The sequence below is a fragment of the Paenibacillus sp. DCT19 genome, assembly GCF_003268635.1.
In the GTDB taxonomy this organism is placed as follows: Bacteria; Bacillota; Bacilli; order Paenibacillales; family Paenibacillaceae; genus Paenibacillus.
This window is the reverse complement of the sequence record NZ_CP029639.1, coordinates 1,738,851-1,759,358: the sequence shown is the minus strand read 5'-3', so window position 1 is coordinate 1,759,358 and position 20,508 is coordinate 1,738,851. Positions and strand designations below refer to the sequence as shown.

The 20,508-nt window shown below is 32.9% G+C and carries 21 protein-coding genes; all 21 read right to left on the bottom strand.

Features of this window, described 5'->3' with window-relative positions; genetic code table 11:
* Position 1: 1 nt before the first annotated feature.
* Entirely contained in the window at positions 2-481 is a 480-nt protein-coding gene (locus DMB88_RS07800; protein ID WP_128100893.1) for an NUDIX hydrolase, read from the bottom strand.
* 294 nt (positions 482-775) lie between these two features.
* A complete protein-coding gene (locus tag DMB88_RS07795; protein ID WP_128100892.1) occupies positions 776-1,504 on the bottom strand; it encodes an ABC transporter permease in 729 nt (242 codons plus the stop codon).
* Positions 1,505-1,514: 10 nt separating this feature from the next.
* A complete protein-coding gene (locus DMB88_RS07790) occupies positions 1,515-2,258 on the bottom strand; it encodes an ABC transporter permease (RefSeq protein WP_254438495.1) in 744 nt (247 codons plus the stop codon).
* Positions 2,245-3,168 (bottom strand): ABC transporter ATP-binding protein, encoded by a 924-nt coding sequence (locus DMB88_RS07785; RefSeq protein ID WP_128100890.1) that lies wholly within the window; start codon positions 3,166-3,168, stop codon positions 2,245-2,247. Before DMB88_RS07785 ends, DMB88_RS07790 begins: the two co-directional genes overlap by 14 nt.
* 97 nt (positions 3,169-3,265) lie before the next feature.
* Positions 3,266-4,189 carry a sensor histidine kinase gene (locus DMB88_RS07780; protein ID WP_128100889.1) on the bottom strand — a complete coding sequence of 308 codons (924 nt, stop codon included), beginning with the start codon at positions 4,187-4,189 and terminating at the stop codon, positions 3,266-3,268.
* A 2-nt stretch (positions 4,190-4,191) separates the two neighbouring features.
* A complete protein-coding gene (locus DMB88_RS07775; RefSeq protein ID WP_128100888.1) occupies positions 4,192-4,890 on the bottom strand; it encodes a response regulator transcription factor in 699 nt (232 codons plus the stop codon).
* 289 nt (positions 4,891-5,179) lie between these two features.
* Positions 5,180-6,451, bottom strand: coding sequence for a lanthionine synthetase C family protein (locus DMB88_RS07770; protein ID WP_128100887.1), 1,272 nt, complete (start codon positions 6,449-6,451; stop codon positions 5,180-5,182).
* On the bottom strand, positions 6,444-8,252 hold the full coding sequence (locus tag DMB88_RS07765; RefSeq protein WP_128100886.1) for an ABC transporter ATP-binding protein: 1,809 nt from the start codon (positions 8,250-8,252) through the stop codon (positions 6,444-6,446). Before DMB88_RS07765 ends, DMB88_RS07770 begins: the two co-directional genes overlap by 8 nt.
* Positions 8,239-11,319 carry a lantibiotic dehydratase gene (locus tag DMB88_RS07760; RefSeq protein WP_128100885.1) on the bottom strand — a complete coding sequence of 1,027 codons (3,081 nt, stop codon included), beginning with the start codon at positions 11,317-11,319 and terminating at the stop codon, positions 8,239-8,241. Before DMB88_RS07760 ends, DMB88_RS07765 begins: the two co-directional genes overlap by 14 nt.
* Positions 11,320-11,990: 671 nt before the next feature.
* Positions 11,991-12,164: a gallidermin/nisin family lantibiotic gene (locus tag DMB88_RS07755; protein ID WP_128100884.1), complete on the bottom strand. Its 174-nt coding sequence runs from the start codon at positions 12,162-12,164 to the stop codon at positions 11,991-11,993.
* An 828-nt stretch (positions 12,165-12,992) separates the two neighbouring features.
* Positions 12,993-13,493: a DinB family protein gene (locus DMB88_RS07750; RefSeq protein WP_128100883.1), complete on the bottom strand. Its 501-nt coding sequence runs from the start codon at positions 13,491-13,493 to the stop codon at positions 12,993-12,995.
* A gap of 26 nt (positions 13,494-13,519) precedes the next feature.
* The gene (locus DMB88_RS07745) at positions 13,520-13,885 is read right to left on the bottom strand and encodes a hypothetical protein (RefSeq protein ID WP_128100882.1); all 366 of its coding nucleotides are present in this window, start codon (positions 13,883-13,885) and stop codon (positions 13,520-13,522) included.
* Positions 13,886-14,033: 148 nt separating this feature from the next.
* Positions 14,034-14,594: a histidine phosphatase family protein gene (locus tag DMB88_RS07740; RefSeq protein WP_128100881.1), complete on the bottom strand. Its 561-nt coding sequence runs from the start codon at positions 14,592-14,594 to the stop codon at positions 14,034-14,036.
* 44 nt (positions 14,595-14,638) lie between these two features.
* Positions 14,639-15,163: a GrpB family protein gene (locus tag DMB88_RS07735; protein ID WP_128100880.1), complete on the bottom strand. Its 525-nt coding sequence runs from the start codon at positions 15,161-15,163 to the stop codon at positions 14,639-14,641.
* Positions 15,164-15,246: 83 nt separating this feature from the next.
* A complete protein-coding gene (locus tag DMB88_RS07730; RefSeq protein WP_164848642.1) occupies positions 15,247-16,026 on the bottom strand; it encodes a Cof-type HAD-IIB family hydrolase in 780 nt (259 codons plus the stop codon).
* A gap of 152 nt (positions 16,027-16,178) precedes the next feature.
* Complete coding sequence (locus tag DMB88_RS07725) at positions 16,179-16,649, bottom strand: hypothetical protein (RefSeq protein ID WP_128100878.1); 471 nt, start codon at positions 16,647-16,649, stop codon at positions 16,179-16,181.
* 60 nt (positions 16,650-16,709) lie between these two features.
* The gene (locus DMB88_RS07720; protein WP_128100877.1) at positions 16,710-17,339 is read right to left on the bottom strand and encodes a DUF3885 domain-containing protein; all 630 of its coding nucleotides are present in this window, start codon (positions 17,337-17,339) and stop codon (positions 16,710-16,712) included.
* Between the two features lie 81 nt (positions 17,340-17,420).
* Positions 17,421-17,909 carry an AAA family ATPase gene (locus tag DMB88_RS07715; protein WP_128100876.1) on the bottom strand — a complete coding sequence of 163 codons (489 nt, stop codon included), beginning with the start codon at positions 17,907-17,909 and terminating at the stop codon, positions 17,421-17,423.
* Positions 17,910-17,977: 68 nt separating this feature from the next.
* Positions 17,978-18,301, bottom strand: a complete 324-nt coding sequence (locus tag DMB88_RS07710; protein WP_128100875.1) for a DUF2834 domain-containing protein — start codon at positions 18,299-18,301, stop codon at positions 17,978-17,980.
* Positions 18,302-18,545: 244 nt separating this feature from the next.
* Positions 18,546-19,541 carry a phosphotransferase enzyme family protein gene (locus DMB88_RS07705; protein WP_128100874.1) on the bottom strand — a complete coding sequence of 332 codons (996 nt, stop codon included), beginning with the start codon at positions 19,539-19,541 and terminating at the stop codon, positions 18,546-18,548.
* A 146-nt stretch (positions 19,542-19,687) separates the two neighbouring features.
* The gene (locus DMB88_RS07700) at positions 19,688-20,491 is read right to left on the bottom strand and encodes an aminoglycoside adenylyltransferase domain-containing protein (RefSeq protein WP_254438494.1); all 804 of its coding nucleotides are present in this window, start codon (positions 20,489-20,491) and stop codon (positions 19,688-19,690) included.
* Between the last annotated feature and the right edge of the window lie 17 nt (positions 20,492-20,508).

Below are 20,508 nucleotides of genomic sequence, written 5' to 3'. Positions count from 1 at the left end.
TCTATACGAGTGTTTCGTTTATATAATATTGTATTCCAGCTCGATCTATTTCTGAAAATTGAAGAGGATTTTCTTCCAATAGTTCTTTTAGATCTCTTATCTTGATCCATCTAATCCCTGATGTTTCATCTCCCGTTTCAAGCAACTTTCCGTTTGCTTTACATCTAAAATAATAACCTAGAGAATCCACTGGCCCTTTTATAGTTTGGTACGCTACAAATGGTTTAACACATTCTACTTCAAAGTGATTTCCCTCAGTAACTATTCTTAATTCCTCTCCTTCAATTTCAGATATATCTAGACCCGTTTCTTCTTTAACTTCTCTCCTCAATGCTTCTGTTAATGATTCAAAGGGTTCGATGCGCCCTCCAGGAAGTTCAATTGTTAATGGCTCATTCGGTTTTACTCTATTCTGAATCACAATTTCGATATGATCATCAATTTGTCTTTCAATGATTGCTCTTGTATTAACATAAAACAATGTAATCCACCTTTCCTGTCAAAGGTTATCGTTACTTCAATTAAAATCACCTAACTATCATCACACTTGCTGTTTTTTGGATTATATATCCTTATCTTTCTTCTTTCAAAGTCACATGATTTCCTCTAATCTGTTAACATATTCTAATGTTGCTTTTCAGATATCTGGGTACTTTGTTTTAAGTATATTGATCTACTTGAGAGGGTCGAAATATTTCTTCTCCGTAAATGAGATACCTAAAAACCATGCTCTTTTGGAGCATGGTTTTTAGATTTGATAGATAGATGATTTATTTCATTTGTATTTTTTCATGCTAGCAAGTATTACAGCAGAAAACCCTACGCAAAACAGTAAGCTAATGCAACTAAGAATAACCTGACTGGCCGATGCTTCATAGTAGCCAGAGATGGTAAATACAGCTGTGATAGGATATAAAGCTTTTAGGGTATTTGATGTACTCGCAAATAATCCAATAAAAGAATAAAATTCCGTGATCACTAACGCAATCCAATATCCCTTTTTCATGTACGATACCAAAGCAATAATAGGTGAGATCGCAAGGAATATGCATAGACCATCCAAAATATAAGCTTTCAAAAAATTCATGACCATCCCTATGGATAAATCAGAAAAATGTAAACCCGCTTCAGTTAACAATGTTATAGCAAAGAGTAATAAGTAAAAAAGAATACTATATATGAGGGTTATAATCATTTTTGCAAGGGTCAACTTCGCCTCATTCACAGGGATAAGTCGAAGAGATTCAATTGTATGCTCCTGTTCTTCGCGACATATCATGTAACTACCTAAGAGAGCAATAACCGCTGGAAGAACGAAAAATGTTCCCAGTGGCTGAGCCACAGCCATATACCAACCAGCAGTATCTATATCTCTGATGCCGTCATTGTCTGTTAATCCGGATAAAAACACAATAACTGCCACCATAACTGTTGCGAAAATTGCAATCCAAACAAAACTTAAACGCCGAATCTTCTGATGTTCCGCCCAAAGTAATGTTCGCATGATGAACACCTCACTTTCTTCTTGCTAACGCAACGTTTGCAAGGAGAACGGAACCAATCCCCCAGACAAAAATGCTAAAAAACGCCAAAGGAATGCTAATTACCTGTGTATCATTCAGACCTGGAATATCTCCGTTTCGAGCAACGATCAATGCCATACTAGATAAAGGATGTATATACATATTTATCGACACTATAATCGAACCAAGAAAAGCATAAATTAGGGTTATAGCAACGGGAAGAATATATCCTTTTTGCGTGGTAGAAATTGCCAGGATCGGCAACATAGCAAAAGCTGTTATAACACCAATCTCCAAACACTTTCTTATCAAAAACAAAGTATTTTGCCAATCCAATGCAAGGCCGCCAAGAAGTATACTAAATATAACGGAACCTAAAGCTGTAACAATCATGAAGCAAATAGAATAAATTAGAACCACAAAAAATTTACTAAAGAAATACCTCATTTTGCTGACAGGCACAATCCAAATTTGTTTAAGCATATCGTATTGATTTTCATTGTACATTAGCATTGTGCTTAGTATTCCTAAAACAACAGGCAAGACAATAAAAAGTGTAAGTCCGAACGCCGACCATTTATAAAACTGTACAGGGTCACCGCCTGTACTCCACGCATATTTAAATAGTAAGTATGATAAAAATGGCATGATAAGAGCTGAAAACAGCATCATCCAAACAAATTTTCTGCGTCGCAACTTAAAAAATTCGATTTGAATAAGTTTAAGCAATGCCATCTCCTCCCGTAATTTTCTTAAAGTAGTCCTCTAAAGTATCATTACAGAGCTGGGAACTAATAACCGACACATCTCCCATTATAAGAGCCTTATTAACAGAAGCCATATCCAGAGAATTATCGTAGATTTGCAACGTATGATCGTCTTGCACAGAATAATTTTTCAAATCGAATTGACGCTCCAAAATCAAGCTAGCTTTAGCAGCATCAGAAACTTGAAGCAGAATGTACTTGCCATTTTTTCGTTTAAGTTCATCCATACTGGTTTCTTCCAACAGAATACCATTGTCGATAATTCCAATATCATCCACAAGTAATGAAATTTCTGAAAGAATATGGCTAGAAATAAGAATCGTTTTTCCACGTTCAACGCTCAACTTCTTAATAAAATCTCTAACTTCTGCAATACCGATAGGATCAAGACCGTTTGTGGGTTCATCCAAAATCAATAGTTCTGGGTCATGCAAAATAGCGTTAGCAATACCCAGACGCTGCTTCATGCCGAGGGAATACTCAGCGAACAGCTTCTTATCTTTATATGGTAATCCTACGACTTCCAATGCGTTCTTCACAGCATTAGGAGCAGCTGTACCACGTAATTTTGCAAAAATATTCAAATTTTCTGTTCCAGTTAAGTTTGGATAAAATCCAGGGGTTTCAATAATCGCTCCAATTCTGGGATATACCTGCTTTTCTCTACCTTTAATATTCTTACCAAATACATCTACCTCACCAGAAGAGGTAGACGTTAACCCTAAAATCATTTTCATAATTGTCGTTTTACCAGCACCATTACGACCGAGTAAACCGTAAATACGTCCTTTTTTCACATGCATATTCACATTATTTACAGCTTTCTGATCCCTATAGTTTTTAGTAAGTCGTTTAGTTTCTATGATATATTCTGTCATACGGATCCCTCCTTTTAATTAAAGTTTATCAAACAAAACTTGCCAAAACCTTGCTGAAATCTTGTTTGTTTCTTGATAATAAAAAAGCCCTCAATAATTAAAGAGCTTTCGGAAGATTTACTATAAATGTTGTACCACCAGACAATTGATTTTGAGTATGGATTGTTCCTTTATGCAAAAGAACAAGTTCTCGCGCAATAGCAAGCCCTAAACCATTTCCGTTAGTCGAACGAGATTCGTCACTTTGATACAGTCTGTCAAATATGTGTGGCAGGTCATGAGGAGAGATCCCTTTCCCATTATCACTAATCTGGATCATAACGCTTTGTTCATTTTCACTTATTTGTAGATCAATACTGGTTCCCCCACTATGTTCAATAACATTCTGAATTAAATTATTTATAATTCTTGTATAAGCATTTGGATCTAATTGGATAAAACATTCTTCTTCAGAAATATCAATACTATATTTTAAATTTTCTTCCTCAAAAGTTGATATCCAATTCACTAATATATCACGAGTAAATTCGTTTATATCCTGTTGTTCAAGTTTAAAAACTTGCTCTTTTGCGTCAAGTTTGACCCAATCAAATAAAGCTTCAACAAAACCCTTCAAATGATGTGCTTTGTTTAAAGCGATTTCAAGATATTCTTCTTTTTCTTTGCCTGTAACAAACTTTTGTTGAATTGCTTCTAAATAGCCAACTAAAGAAGTCAAAGGTGTTCTTACATCATGAGATAAGCTCGTCATAAGTCGCTTATAAACCTGTTCAGATTGCTTTAACTGTATGAGTTGAGCCTGACTATTCATTGCCATATCATTTATGGAGTAACAAATTCTTTTAGTCATATCATTTTCATTTACCAAAATACGACGATTCCAATTTCCTTTTTTAATATCCAGTAAAGAATCTTCAATAATTATGAGTTGTTCAGAAATTGTTAATAGTTTCGTTCCCAAATAAATGATAACAACAAGACAAAAAACTAGAACCAAAAGTAGAATATAAATCCAATCCATAATTAAGCCTCCTTATTAAAACGATAACCTACTCCGTGTACCGTTAAAATATAAAATGGCTGTTCTGAATTAGGCTCTACTTTCTTCCTCAACTTGCTTATAAAAGACATAATATTATTGTCATCATAAGCATAATCATCTTTCCAAACTTGTGTATAGATTTGTTTCTTCGTAAACACACGCCCCTTATTAGAAGCTAATAATACTAATAAATCAAACTCTTTGCCTGTTAGATCTATTAGCTTGCCCTCAACTTGAACAGTTCTTATTTCTTTATCAATAACCATCCTTTTAAAGGTAAGAATGCTTACGGAATCTCCAGGATTAAACGTGGTATATCTTCTAATCAAAGATTGTATTCTAGCGATAAGTTCATTAATACTGAACGGTTTTGTTAAATAGTCATCTGCTCCAAGGCTAAGACCTGTTACCTTATCTGGCTCACTTCCTTTAGCCGTCAGCATAAGTACGGGTACATTACTGTACTTTCTTATTTCAGATAATACTTGAAAACCGTCCATTTTCGGTAACATCACATCTAAAATAATTAGCGAATAAGTATCTTTTTCATTGATCACTTGTAGCATTCCTGATTGTCCGTTATATGCCACATCGGTTTCCAGGTTTACTTGCGATACGCATTTTTTTACTAATGAGCACAATTCAATATCATCATCTATGATGAGAATTCTATTGGTCATGAGGATTCTTCCCCCTTCTTTCTGTCAAACTAAGCATAGCTAGCTAACTTACTAGTTTTCAGATGTTAGAGTAACTAACAACTTTCCTTAATGTTAATATGTATACGAATGTACCACTACTATTCAATACGAAGAATTACAAACCGTTCTTGTATTTACGAAACAACCCAGCCTTAGATAGCTTTCATCTTAGGGTGGGTTGTTTGTTGCATGATCTTATTCCATTATTTTAATATTTTGATGAGGAGAGGCAGCATAAGTTGTAAATTTAATTATACCAAAAATACTATTATAGCAAAAAAATAGAATCCCATTGAGTTTTAACGGGTCTATAACATGATAAGAGAGTTAAAATTACCCCACTAGTCCCATTTAAGAGTCCTATTTCATCTTTATCGACTAATTTGCCTTTCTCAAATTCCGTATCTTTAAAACCGAGTGGGTTTTTATCACTGTATACATTTAGTATATTCTCGAACATTTCCATGTACAATTCTTGAAAATATATATCACCAGTATATTCATAAAATTTCCTGGTTAAAGAACATATTCCTGAAATACCATGACAAAATGTAGGAGATACCACTTCACGCAATCTCTTTAGAGACAATTTCATACTGTGTATTGCCAAATTACGCATTTTATTGTCATTTAATATCCTTGAAGCAATCAACAACGAATATGCAACTCCTGGAGTTCCATAGCACCAGGCATCTCTAGACTGTAACGCTTTAACACCATCTGTGCCTATTAATCTTTGAGTTTCCCAAAAAAAATCATCACCCTTATTAACAAAACTTTTAGAAATATAATTAGATAAACACTTTATTGCCTCAAGCTGTTCCTCAAAATATACTCCTGATTCATATGACTTTGATAGCACCAAAAGCACTCCAGGTATCCCATGTGATACTCCCAAATTTACATACATAACCTTAGGATCATTTGCTAAATGAAACAGTTGACTGTGATCAGACCTTATCGCAAATTTTGGAATTCCACTTTCATCTATTTTACAAATATTTGTTAAATACTGCAAAATAGACATCAATGTATCTTTCACTTGAGTTTCAGATTTGAAATTCATCAAATAATTAGCTGTACCAGCCAATCCATACATAATATCATATGAAAATTCGTTAAAAGGTATCCTTTTATACTCCGAAATATTTCTGTCGGCTATACTGACAATATATTTGTTCAGATTTTCAATAAACGATTGATAGCGCTCACCATTATTAGACATACAATGTGCTGCAAAACCCACTCCACATAACCCATCGAATAGAGAAATATCCGATGTATTGTTTTTCTCAAGGTAATAATTCACTATCTCTAAATATTTATGGGCAACTGTATCAAAGTCACAGTTTGGAAAATTTAATTCGAGCTCTGAGAACAAAATACATAAAGCTGGATATGAAACTGCAACTGAGGTACTTTTGTATTCTATTGTCTTAGAGTCTAATATGCTTTGAACATACTCTACATTTGACATTTTTTTCGCTAAATTCGTTATTAAATTGTCTATTACATCCTTTTTCTGATCCAATTTATGCATATTCCCCTCCACTTGGCATGATATTAAACTCTAAATTATATATTTCTTTATAAGAAGGACAAAGTTCCAATAATTCTTCGTGTGTGCCTTCTGCCACTATTCTCCCTTCATCCAAATAAACTATTTTATCGGCTAACATGACATGTGCAATTTTGTGTGAAATAAATATACCTATATTATTCTTTGTTAATTCAAAAAATGTGTTCATAATCTTTTTCTCGCCTATTTTGTCAAGCGCTGCGTCAGGCTCATCCAAAATATACAATTGAGCTTCTCTTAAAAAACATCGCGCTAGTGCAACTCTTTGCCACTGTCCTCCAGAAAGTTGAATTCCATCTGAGAACCATTTTCCTAATTGCTGATCTAAGTCGGAGGAAAGAAAATCAATATCAGCCTTTTTAAGAGATTTCATTATTTGAGAATCATTTTCAATTTTTTCAATATTTCCGAACCCAACATTATCTCTAACAGGAAGTTCAAACTTACAATAATCCTGAAATAATATACCTGTTGACTTATGCAAACTTTCAATGTCAATATTGTTTAGTGACACTCCATTAATCTTAATCATGTCATCATCAACTAAATAATATCCCATTAATAATTTTACTAATGTGCTTTTACCAGACCCATTTCTTCCAAAAAAAGCAATCCTCTCGCCTTTCTTAATTTTCAAATTTATGTTTTCCAGAGCTTCTTTATTAGCATTAGGGTAGCTGAAATTAAGATTATTTAATTGTATCTCAGTTATATGAGTAAGTTTATGATTTTCTACATTCTTTGATTTTATTTTATTTTCGCTTAAAAAATCTATCAATTTAGACATGTACAAGCTATTTTGATTTATGCTGTAAATAATATTCATTATATTGTTAAAGTTATCAAATACCATACCTATAACCCTAAGAAGCGCAACTGCACTACCTATTAAGAGCTTCCCACTAACAACTGTTATTATTATTAATACCATAAGTGCTGCCATACATATTTGATTAACAAAATCAAATACAGTTGAAATGATTAAACGAATTTTGGAATTATACAAGTTTTCATTAATTACACTTTTCTTTAAATCATTGTGCCTATTTATAATATGCTTGGCTAAATTAAAAGTCTTAACTTCCTTGAATGACTGATCCTTAGTAAGCAAAAATTCATAATACCATATACTTCTAGCTTTTTTTGCGTTCCTTTCTTCAGTTTGAAACTCTCTTTTATTTATTGATAAATTAAATATTGAAAAAAACAATACGGGTGTAACAATAAGTAATACCGATAAAGGTTGCCATATTATTACCATAAAAATAGATGAAAGTATGGTCGTAATTGCAGTTATCATTGCCAATATTGAAGTGAAGATACTATAGGGTCTAAAGCCGATTTGTTGTTGAATATGTTGTAATTGATCCTGTACTTTAGAATTTTCAAATTCCTCTAAAGACATACTCGAACACTTATCCATCAACCGGTTAAGCAATTCAAAATCCAACAAATATTGATACTTTGCAAATAGGTAATTTTTCAAACTTAGAATTGCATCTAATAAGAAACTAATTCCAATATATACTGCCAGAATTTTCAATGAATTATTAAAATCCATACTGGAAACTGTATTAATCAAAATACCGAAAACGTTTACAGAAACTACAGGAACAATACCCGCAATAATATTTAATATTATACTAACTATAAATACCGTTTTATTAGCTTGAAAAAAGATTCTAATAGCTTCTGGTATCACTTTAAGAGAAGAAAATAATTCCCTCATCTCTGAAATAGTTAATAATTTAAATTTCTGCATTCATTTTACCTTCCAATATTCCTGTTTTTTTGTTTCTATGATAGACGCTATAAAATATATGTCTTGATAAAGTTCTCATTCTTCTCTCAAAATCAACATTCGGCCCAAACAATCTATTCATATGCATGTGCAATAAACTATCAAGAATACTAAATTTAACATTTTTACTTTCCGGATAAAATTCGTTTATTCTTGTTAAATATGTTTCCATCGATGTATTTTTTATAAATAGTTTTCTAAAAATTAATTCAATTTCTGGAGTTAACTTCTCTTCGGATAAAAATTTTATTACAAAATCAAGATAAGTATTCTTATTTTTTTTGAATTCATCTTGCTCTTGTTGATCGAGCTTGATATGTTTTTGACAATTAAGAAAAATAAATATCTCCTCTAAATTCAATCCAAATTTCTTCACATGAAAGAATATGCTTATTACAGCTAAGAGTTCATCCGATACTTTTATATTATTGTTGTTTTTTTCGAAAATAATTGATTGAATTGCTAAGCTATCTTTATAAAATACCTCGTGTGCATAATTCATCAAATCATGTCCACCATATCTTTCTAATTCCAACTCGTAACAGTCGATACTATATTTAGATATAATAGAATCTTTAATCAGTTGGCTAAAAATGTTTAAAAGCTTGGGTTGAACTAGCAACAGCCTATTATAATCAGCTTTTATTCTCAGTCGTAAATGTAAATTTGGATCTTTATATTGAATAAAGAAATAGCTGTCTATTTCTTTATTTTCAAGTAATTGTTGCAAGGGATCGAACAAAGCTTCACCTAATAAATAATCTATATTTTCTCCAACTCCATAAATTTTAAAGTAAAGCCATTCATCTAACGGTTCTTTAATTCGATTAATACCATGATTCTCATTAATCTCAAAATCTTCACTATTTGAATCAACTTCTGAAGCTGAAATTAAGGGTATAACAAGTTCACAACAATAAGAATTATCATTATGCTTAACTGGATGTTCTACTTCTACATTATATTTTTCTACAACAATTTCTGATTTCAAAAGCATTTTTTGTAGTATTGACAAACATCTGTCCTCTCCGAGATTTAACAATAATTTTTGATCAGCTTCTACAACATTTATCCAACGAGTAATATTTCTGCTTTTTATGTGTTCTCTCAATTTACTTTTAAACTCATCAAAACTGAAATGGGTAGGTAAATCTAAATCATCTATTCTTAAGATCCATTTCTCCTGCTCAAGTATGAAATTCTTATATCGTATTGTTGGAAGATAAGCAAACTTCTCAAGCAAATACTGCCATGGTTTATTATAAAATTTTATCCCATCAGAAGAAATATCATCAATAAACCTTAATATTTCAGGCTTTAATTGAGGATTAAACATATTCATCGAGGTCGGAATAATAATTTTGTTATTAGTAGAGGATTTTAAATAAAATTTATTTTTTTTAATTCCCACTAAAATCTCATTTATATTTAACTTACACGTACTATCTTTAGAATTCGTTGTTCCAAAACTAGTTTCATACATAGAACCATGCATGTTTCTAATAACATTCGCGGAAAACAAGCTGTCTGGTAGAAAAGTAAATTCACAAGATTGATATTTTTCATTGGAATCATATACTGCATTGATTTTTTCATAAAACTCATTTGGTTTTTTCATTAAATGGGAAAATCTCCCGAATGATTTCCCTGCAAAAGTAGAACCAAAGATATTACTTAGATGAAATACATCGTTTCCATTTTCTTTAGTATAATTAAAATAAATCTCCATAGATTTTGGCAACAATTCTTCATCCAAATCTTCAGACATAAGTTTCTTTATTTCTACGTCTTTTATCTCAATTTCTTGGTTGAATCTGATAGATTCTACATACTTCCTTTCGAAGAATCTAACCCATGGATTAGTGTATTCTCCTAAGTTATTCATACTTTTATTGTGAATAGAAGGAAAACCTAATCCCAAATCCTGATCCACCAGTTCAGTTAGCGGAACGCACATAGATAGACCATACTTTTCTATAAACTTATTTTTATACTCGTCTAATTTATCAAAGGATTCATTGATATTAAACTGTATAAATATATTAATAATCTCATTTATTTTCTTGATATCATTTTTACTTAAATTATTTTCTTTATATTCAAAAGAAGAATCAACAGTTAAATAGTTTTTTGAATAGTGCACTTCTTTCATACTATTAAAAATATTCGTTAAGCAGCTTATCTTATCACTTTTTTCTACATCAGCATAATCTGCAATTTGCTCTTGTATAGCAATTAAAGTGTCTACGTTTATGTCATATTGCCTAAGCCTCGCAATAAAATAATCTAATTGGTTTATTACTGTTAACGGTGGACGAAGATCAGAAATTAAGTATTCTTCGTTTATTAAAGATTGAACATATTCATGTAAAATAGACTTATCCATGCTAGGATATGCCTCTTCAAGTTTTTCTACAATTTCAAAATAACTTAAGTAGTCATTTGATATTTTAAAAATAATATCAAGTGCTTTGGTATAATTTACAGTTTTTTTATTGATTTTTTCCTCATCTTTGTTTTTTGTACAACCAAATAGAATTGCTTTGTTTCTGTGAATAGCAACACTTTCATTCGGCGTATATCTAAGTTCTTTTAAATATCTAGATTCATACATAAAAACCACTTCATATAACCAATTCGAATCTACTAAAGGTTCTCGTTGTATTTCTGTTCCACTTAGTTGGAATCGAGTTTCCTCAGAATTAATATTTCCGAATGCAACAGTAGAAAACAAACCAAACGGAGTACACCTGGAACAGTTTCTACTGAAATATTTATATAAAGAATTCAGTAAATAATTTGTATCTCGCACTTCACCCCCTTTTTCATATTGTTGCATAAACTCATATAAATCATGACTTGCTACTAATATAGCTTCATCAAATTGTTTTTTGTAATATGGATAATCAGACAATGGTAAAGTATTTTTTTTATTGTCTAAATTGTTAATGTTATCTACCAACAAATTAATCGGTAGACTTGGAACCCTCACCATAAAAGATCCTATATCTTCAAATAAATGTTTCATAATTTACATACACCTTCCTCAATTTACTTTTGCATGTGAATTATCTATCACCTGAAAATGTGAAATGAACTTATTCAAACATTCTCGTTAGTAGTTCTCGGAGTGATTCTACTTGCTCTTATATACGGTTCCAAGAGATCACCAAAATGAGAAAGTTTCTCTGAAGCGTCCCCCATATAATAGAACAAAGCCTTCGAGACCGCGAAAGATCTCAGTCAAATATTACTGCTCTAAATTGATATAGATGCTTAGTATCTGTTCCAGCCTTGGATTCGATTAGTGCATGCCACCCGTGCTTTGCGAAATTCACATACATATGATGACGAAAAGTAAATTTAATGTAATGTTCTCCTACAAAAAAAGCCGGGATACGCCCGACCACCGAAAAAAACGAACGTTCAAACCATAAGATTTGAATCAGGATTACCTTCAATACTGGTAATGCATTAGGGTCACGATTCCATCTTGGTCAACACGTATGTAAGACCGGTATTTTTTTGTGTCCATTCGCAAAAATATAGAAAAAAAATATCTACCATCAACAATACTGCTATTTTAATTAAACTATCAAAACAACTGGTACAAGTTAGCGTATGACAATAATGATTGTCTTCAAAACATAAACGCCATGCATTTAAGCGTTTGCTTAAATGCATGAACGTTTACATTATTTAAGCGCATAACCATGTATTTGTGCATTGTCTTGTCAAACCACATTCACTGGATCCACATGTGCTACCTGTGTTACATCCTGGCGTGCAGTATGCAACACTTGTAATTTGAGGTTGGACACTATCGTCTTTACCCTTTGCAATCTTAAGATTCAAATCGAAATCTTTATTCATAGATTTACCCTCCCTTCTTATTTAGATTTTTAAACTTAAGTAAAATAACTTCTTTGTTGCTATATATGGTAATGGTGAAATTAATCACTCTATCACCCAAAACAAAACTTACTAAAAATATTAAATCATTAACATCAAATTAAAAGTTGATCACCATATCTGATACGACATATACAAAATCAAAACCAAATTATCGGTTATACAAATATAAAAAGCGTAGATTGAGGATGAAATAGTAAATAAATTATTATTTACCCAAATGAAAATCATTCGTGTTGATTCACTTAAATTTTGAATAATAATCAAATTGTGACATTTATTTCAATTCCTTAATGCGATAATATACCAATTATTTTATTTGTGCAATATTTTTTAGTGTATTAAAACAATATTTGTAATAAAATGTGACATTTTTACAACAACTATGTTTGAATGGGATATTTATTATGGCAATTATGCTGCATTTATGTTACCCACAGAAGAGAATTTACCTTATTAGCAACCGCTCTTATCTGTTAACTACTAGAAGAAACTATATAACTCCCAATGTTATTTACAAATCATTAACACCGGTGTTCCCTCTAAAGAACCACAATACTAGCGAGTATTAAAACAATTTAAACGCAAATAAGAACCATTCTACTATGAGGTACAATGGTTCTTTAAGTGAGTGCTAAACAATTCCGTTTTAAAATCTATGGGATTATCCTCTAAGAGTTAAACGTGAATTACTTCGTGTAGCCAAAGAAAATGCCGTAAGTTCATACGATGCTTTAGCAAACTAAACATGAATCATGTTTAAGCGATCCTTCTCTTCCCACTGAAATGCTAAGTATCTAAACCTAGCATGCTCTCAACTCGAATTTGTTTCTTTAACAACATGATCTGTCCGACATGATATGCATTATGAATACTCAAATTAGACACCACACCCCACCAAGGAGCATCGAAATATTCTGGAAGTTGTTTGGTGAGCTTTGATTCTTCTGTTTCTTCTAAGACAACTCTCCAACTAACAAACACATTCTCAAGTCTATTCAATGTTTCTGTCCAGCCAATCTCATTCAATTGATCTTGTACCACAGCAAATGTCTCATCATTATCAATATTATGCTCTAATCTAAATTCTCCAGCCTTAAATCGCTCAAGCCATTTTTCATTCCAAAAAATAAGATGATTCACTATCGACCATATGCTTTGTTCATTGTCATTCTTAATGACTGCTTCTTCTGCTGCTAGATCATCCAGGATTTCCGCAAGAGGAATGAACCAACTCTTATCGTTATAACATGCCGTTAATTGATCTATCAAAATGGATTTATAGCTCATCAAATAATCCTCTTCTCTTCATTAATTTAGGTAAGTATTTCTCCCATCCAATTTACTAAGATTAGATCTTTCTCTTTTGAATAACACCAATCAATAATCTCGCCTACTAGTTTTGGGGTTATCAAATTATCTTGCCAAATCGGTGTCAAAACCCTTCTATATCCCGTATAATCACCACTTAACCCCTCAAATTCCTTACTCATTACGACCAACATAGGTCTCCAATTCGGTTTATCTGCTTGCTTTAGTTCATAGGCAACGATAAATTTTTTATCTTCAGATAAAATGTGAAGCTTGTAAACCCCAGCATCATCGTAGTCTGGAGCCACATACCAATAAAACACTCTATCAAGACGAACTATTTTTCGTCGTAGTTTTCTACTCACCGCCATGTAATGCACCTATCTTCGCTTTAATTTGAATTGCCTTCATCCTGAGCTCTTTGCGTTTATCTAGATACTCTAACTCTTTCTTCATTACTACTGATCAGTTCTCCATCGGAAATGCGACCTGATAAAAACAAAATAAGCTTAAATATATCTATTCATTCCACAGTCTCGTTACTTCTTTCAATTCCAGGTCTTCAAATTGCATTTTATAGATATCCGGTTTCTTTAATTGATCTAAGAAAGCTAAGCCATAATCTGAATCAAAATGATTCATCATCAAAGTCATTACAAGACCATGTGTTCCAATCGCAATTTTCTTTCCCTTATGTTCTGTTAATATGGTTTTGAGCACTGTGATTGACCTATTCTGGCAATCCGCGTTAGATTCGCCACCTGGTAAGGCATATTCAACATTGTAGAAGTTGTTTCTAATATTAGACATTAAATCAATAACTTCATCTGATGAAAAGTGACGTTCCCTTAGATCTTCAAATGTTTCTATCTCTAAGTTTAAGTGCTGCGCTAATCCTTCAACACTCAATACCGCCCGGCGATATGGACTTGAAAGTATGATATCTATTCCTTCATCACTAAGTAACTTCGTTATTTTTTCAACATCGGCTCTGCCCTTTGCAGTAAGACCTCTAGTTCTTTCATTTCCTTCATCATATGGTGATTCCGCATGCCTAACCATGTAAACTGTCGTTTTCATATAGACCTCCTTGAGACGCTCTGATATATAGATTTACTGTGATTTCACATCAGTACTTTATTTACAAATTCGGTCTTCCCGTCCGTGTAAGCCTGTCGATTTTCACTATAACTATTAGCTAGATCTTTCTTTAGATTGGCATATTCGACTACAAATTCAGGATTGTTAATTAATGCTTCTCTGAAGGATATATGTCTTAATAACTCTTTGCTCTCTTTATTACAAACATATAAGTGATGTTCAGGTTTCTGTACTTTCAATATACTATAGGGAACACTTGCATCTTTTCTTGCAAAAGCTTCTCTGCTCTCAACACCCAGATTCCCTTCATGATGGTAACCTAAACTTTCTAATCCCTGAATGACGTCTGGAAGTAAGTCCATTGAATCAATCACTACATCAATATCTATAATAGGTTTTGCCGCTAATCCTGGTACTGCGGTACTACCCACGTGCTCGATTTGAAGTAGGAGATCCCCGAGTCTATGTTCTATAATGGATTTCAGATTAGAAAACATCTCAGGCCATGCATTGTTGTAATCTTCAATAATTATTGTTTTTTTACTCATGCTTGAGATGCCCCCCAAAAAATAAGTGTTTATGAAGATTATCCAAAACTCTTCGCGCCATCCTGACGTTCAAACAGCCTAAGTTACCCACAAAATCTTTCTAAACCTATAGCTACACCGTTCTCATCATTATCAGCGGTTATTTCATCAGCAATTTCCTTCAATTCCCTTATTGCATTCCCCATAGCAATAGCGTATCCAGCCTTTTTAAAGAGGCCTACGTCATTATGGTCATCGCCAAATACAATAACGGAATCCAATTCTACATGATACAATTCACAGAGTTTAGTAATCGCCAGCTCCTTAGAAGCCAGAAGAGGCATGATTTGTATTAATTGATTATTATCCGTAATTAGTATATTCACTTTACCTTCGAATTTTTTTAATAATCCAGAAGTGTCATTATTGCCGGAAAGGAGTATTTTCGTAGCATCATATTGCTTTAATTCATTTAAGGGTTTTACTATAGGGTTAGATCGTGTGTTCATTGAGGTAATATAATCAAGCTCTCTTAAACTAAACCACTCATCTTTCACTTCCATCGTCAGCTCAATCTCGGGGTTACACTTCAAACAGTAATCAAGAATTTCTGTGGTTACATTAGCAGGGATTGATTCATTAATTTCTATCTTAGTTTCTTTACAAATCACTTGAGCTCCGTTGTAATATACAAAAGCCCCGATATCCAATAATTCTTGAGGAAGAAACCAATTAACAGCTCTGGGCGGTCGAGCTGTTGCGAATATTATTCTCATTCCTTTCAGATAACAAGATAAGACAGCATCTAAATTTCTCTTGGATACTTCTTTATTTGAATTCAATAATGTTCCGTCCAAGTCAAGAACTACAGTTGAATACTTCAATGGATTCAACCCCCAACAACGTTTTTCTTCGGAATATCATGCTCAATATTATTCAAATAAAATTTCAATGCTTCTTTGTCCCAATCACTCCAGTTGTTATAATTATTAAAATTATAACTTGGAATTTTATAGAATAACGGAATAGCAATGACTCACGCGTATTTTCTAAATAGAACGCTTCCATCTTTGTGAGATTGTATCCCTATTTCTTCATATCCAACGATGTCATTCATTCTTATTGGCACTACTAATCTTTCATACTTGTACTTCTCATTAATTAACATATAGAAAGCCATTAAAACTGCATTTGTTACGTTCTGATCATTAGGTTCTCGAACCAAAAGTTCAGTTACAATAACCTCTTTGTCGTATTTGGAACGGTTGATTGCAAAGTGGTAATCCCAGAATGGAATTGTACTCTTGCTGCCTGACTTACAAATAATAGGATAGTCTGAGTTAATAAATGTATCGAATGTATCATTTAGTTTTTCCAATTCGAATCTTTCAGTTGTACTATTTGTATCGGCTACACCGTTATGTATTACACGATGGTATTCAGTGTTGGTGAGGTGCTCTTTAAACTGATGAATTAATTCACCTCTTAAGAATATCGGACCAATCACATTTCCGCCTCCTCTCCTCAAAATCCCCGTGCTTTTGTCTACGTTCGGGACAATTGATTTCTATGAAATAGTCTTAAATATCTTATCTATCTCTTTTCGATCGTAATCAAGAATCCAATCGTTAAATTCCTTGTACAAGTAAAGCAAGGCTTCCTTAGTCGGTGAGACGATGTCTAAACCACGATCATCATAAATGTGTAAAACCAATTGGGATTGAGGATCTATGAAGTAAATTCTTGAATTAAGGTAACTATTCTTCTGAGTAAATCCTCCAATAAGTCCTAACAAATCAATATAGTCTATCTCGGACAGTTTGCATTCAAGAGAGTAAAATTTATAATGTCCAGTCAACTCTAGTGTTTCAGCGTCATAATCTTCTTTGTTAAGAAAATTATTCATTGTGTGGTCTGCAAAATATTGAAGAAGGTCAATTTCCCCTTCAATATAAGCATCTAAATCTCCAATAGGTTCATATGATATTCCGACGATATACACCGGATGCTTCTCTTTAAATATTGCTAGAAATAAGGCCAGGATTCTCTCCTGAACTACACTATAGTATGTGTCATTATCAATATTGCTGTTTGGTGGTCCCAGTTCAAACCGAATACTAAAATCATTATTGTAATAGAATGGTGGTTCAAAGATTATGTTAGAGAGATGTTCATTTATAAATTGTTGAATAGACATCTAGTTAATCCCCACCTTCTTGTAGATTGATTATTATGTTAGATATATTTCACATTTTTTCTTGGCAGCTATATTTCAAAATTAACTTATTATTCTTATAATCTTTTCAACCGTCTCTTCAATTCCAAGATCGCTTGTATCAATCTTATTTGACTGCATCCTTTGATATAACTGTAATCTATTAATACTATTATTTATTTGTTCTAAGCTTCTCATGTCGGAATGCATTCGATCTCTCAATGATTCCTCAGAACAGGTTAAAGTTATCTTGTATAGCTTGTACTCCGAAGTATGTAACCTTTCAAGTAAATCATTTAAAATGTCTTCCCTATGGAGAACCCAACTGAATATAACATAATTAAATAAAGGATTTTCCAAATAACTATTAAGTAAATAGGTAATATTGTTCTCAACCATTTCTATTGTATCTTTGTTTACCGTCCAGGGATTCATCATCCAACACCAATCTCCGTCTAACCATACAGATCGATCTAAAGATTTGTAAAGATATTTACAAGTACTTGTCTTGCCTATGCCCATACTTCCGTTTACTACAATTAGTTTTTTCATTCTATACACCTCCATTACTTTGTTAGAGGGATTTCAACTAAATTCGTTACCTGAATATCTATTTAAGTTTACTTTTCTTTCAGTTTATCCATTCGAATTTCACGCAATAATAAAAATAATGGCAATCCAAATGAAACCCCAACTGTTAATGTTCCAATGATCGGAATCCACTTATGCTTTATGCCAATTCGCTTTCCTTCATATAAAATGAATCCAATCAAAACAATTGCTGCAATTATTACATCCAACCAAGCAAATGCACTAATTCGATTCTGTGTTGCTTCATTTAATAATATTGTCATATTAAATCCGTGCTCACTAATCCAAGGAATAAACTCCATGTAGGGCAATGTTATTCCTAACAGTGTTAACACCCCATAAAAGTACTTCATGTCTCTCACCTCAAAATTATTAGTTTAAAAAGATCACAATAATTTCAACAATCTTTTCAGGTTGAACTTTCGTTATTTTTACATAACGTTCCTGTATTCACGACGCGAGCCGACCTTAGATAGCTCTTATCTTAGGTCGGCTCGCGTACCGTCCGAGTTATCTCCTATAATTATACATCTGGACGACCATAGGAGTAAGCCCAAAGCGTGAATATAATGTTAGGATATGCCGCATTGCGCTGCACTACCTACAAAAATCCATATCAATATAAGGAATATCATGCTCGATATTATTCAAATAAAATTTCAATGCTTCTTTGTCCCAATCACTCCAGTTGTTATAATTATCGAAATTATAACTCCTATAAATCGCTGACACTACTCCAAACTGTCTAAGATTAATAAACTCAGATATTCGTTTTAACCATGCATTATCCATTGTATTTTCTTTTACATACCCATCCATGAAATTGTAATAATACCTCTTAGCTATCTCTATCCTTCGTTGTCCATCTACGACCCAAGGGATCGGAATCTCGTAGAATAACGGAATAGCAATATCACTAACAAACCAACTGTATTCGGCTTCGTCAAAATCAATCAGCACTACATCATCGTCTACGTTCAGATAGTTCCCATGATTTAAATCTTCATGGATAATACCGTACGAATCCGTATTCTTTGGCAGATTACTGAGCTCTTTTTTTAGAATGTCATATTTGTCAATTACATAAGATAGTTCGGCAGGTAAATGCTCTTTCATATTGATAAGTAACTCTTTGTTATACCATTGTCTCCTTTTTAATTCCTTTGTTAAATTCAACTGCTTGGAAAGGTTATGTGTTCTGCCTGTATAACTACCAACTCTTTGATAGAACACATTGCTTTCTTCGGCGATTCTAGCATTTCTCCCACTAGAAAACTCAAAAGAAGTTGCATAAAATTCTCCATCACTTATTCTCTCAACCAATTTCCCATGAATAGAAGGTAAGGCTTTCGAAACAGATACACTGTTATTCAATAAATAATTCATAAATTCAATTTCGGATAAAATTTCTTCTTCAGTTCGATGTGATTGGTGTGTTACTCGGAGGACGACACTTCTATCATCTGATTTCCCAAAATAAACAAAGTTCTGGAATCCTTCTAAATCTTTAAGACTGGATTGATTAATATTGAACTTTTGAGCTGCTTCATTAAGGACTTTCTGGGTAAACAGCTCTTTAATGTGCTTTTCCATAACGTTTGTTCCTTTCTCTCGTGATTTCAGGTAACGTTCCTGAATTCAAGAACCGCAAAGGGGTTGTCTGCTAAAATGCTTCTCTGACATCCTTCTACAGACTAAGACGAGCGCCGCCGTATGAATGTCCCGTTATAAGATGTCGCTTAATGATTAGATATATTTTGCTTTATTTCGTTTGTCATATATTCAACAAATGCTAATAAACTTTGTAAATCAAAATTGCTATTGTCGTTCTCTCTGTCGGATGATTCGTCCGTGTATATAGCTAGATAAACCAAGGGCTGAAAGTGTTGAGGTAGATATGTTATTCCCCACTCTCCACCCTCTCGCTTTGAAGATATCTTACCTTCTGTTACGTAATAGAGAACTCGACAAAAATTTAAGGTTAGGTACATAGAAGTAAGGTTCGTAGGAGGATTGTCAATGATCTCATTAGCACATCCTTCCACATCGTTTAATATGGAATCGAGGTAATATTGACTATTAATCGGTTCATAAAGTTCACTTAATGGTTTTCCATACAGCGTTCTTCCTCGCTCATAGGCAACAACAAGTTGAGAAGCCAAATCCTTATCTTCCAATCCCCCGCAAAGATAGTTCTCATCTGTACGATATTTTTCCCTATGATAATCGGAATAATGGAATTCAAAAGGTGTAGGATAGACAAACGGTTTTAAATACATTTCTAAGATAATGGTAAATTCTATTCCACGCTCATTAAACATCACAGACATTTCATCATGCAAAGATAAAGCTATTTTTGCAATTCTGGAGTTATTTACTGGTGTAAGCTTTTCTCTTACAACAACTAAAAAATCAATATCACTTTTTGTGGGATTAAAGCCCCCCATGGCTAGTGAACCATGCAAATAAATACCTATCAAGTTCCCTTTAAGCTCTTCTCTAAAAAGTGCAACGATTTTATCTAATAATGCTTGGGTATTCATATCAAGACACCTTTCTT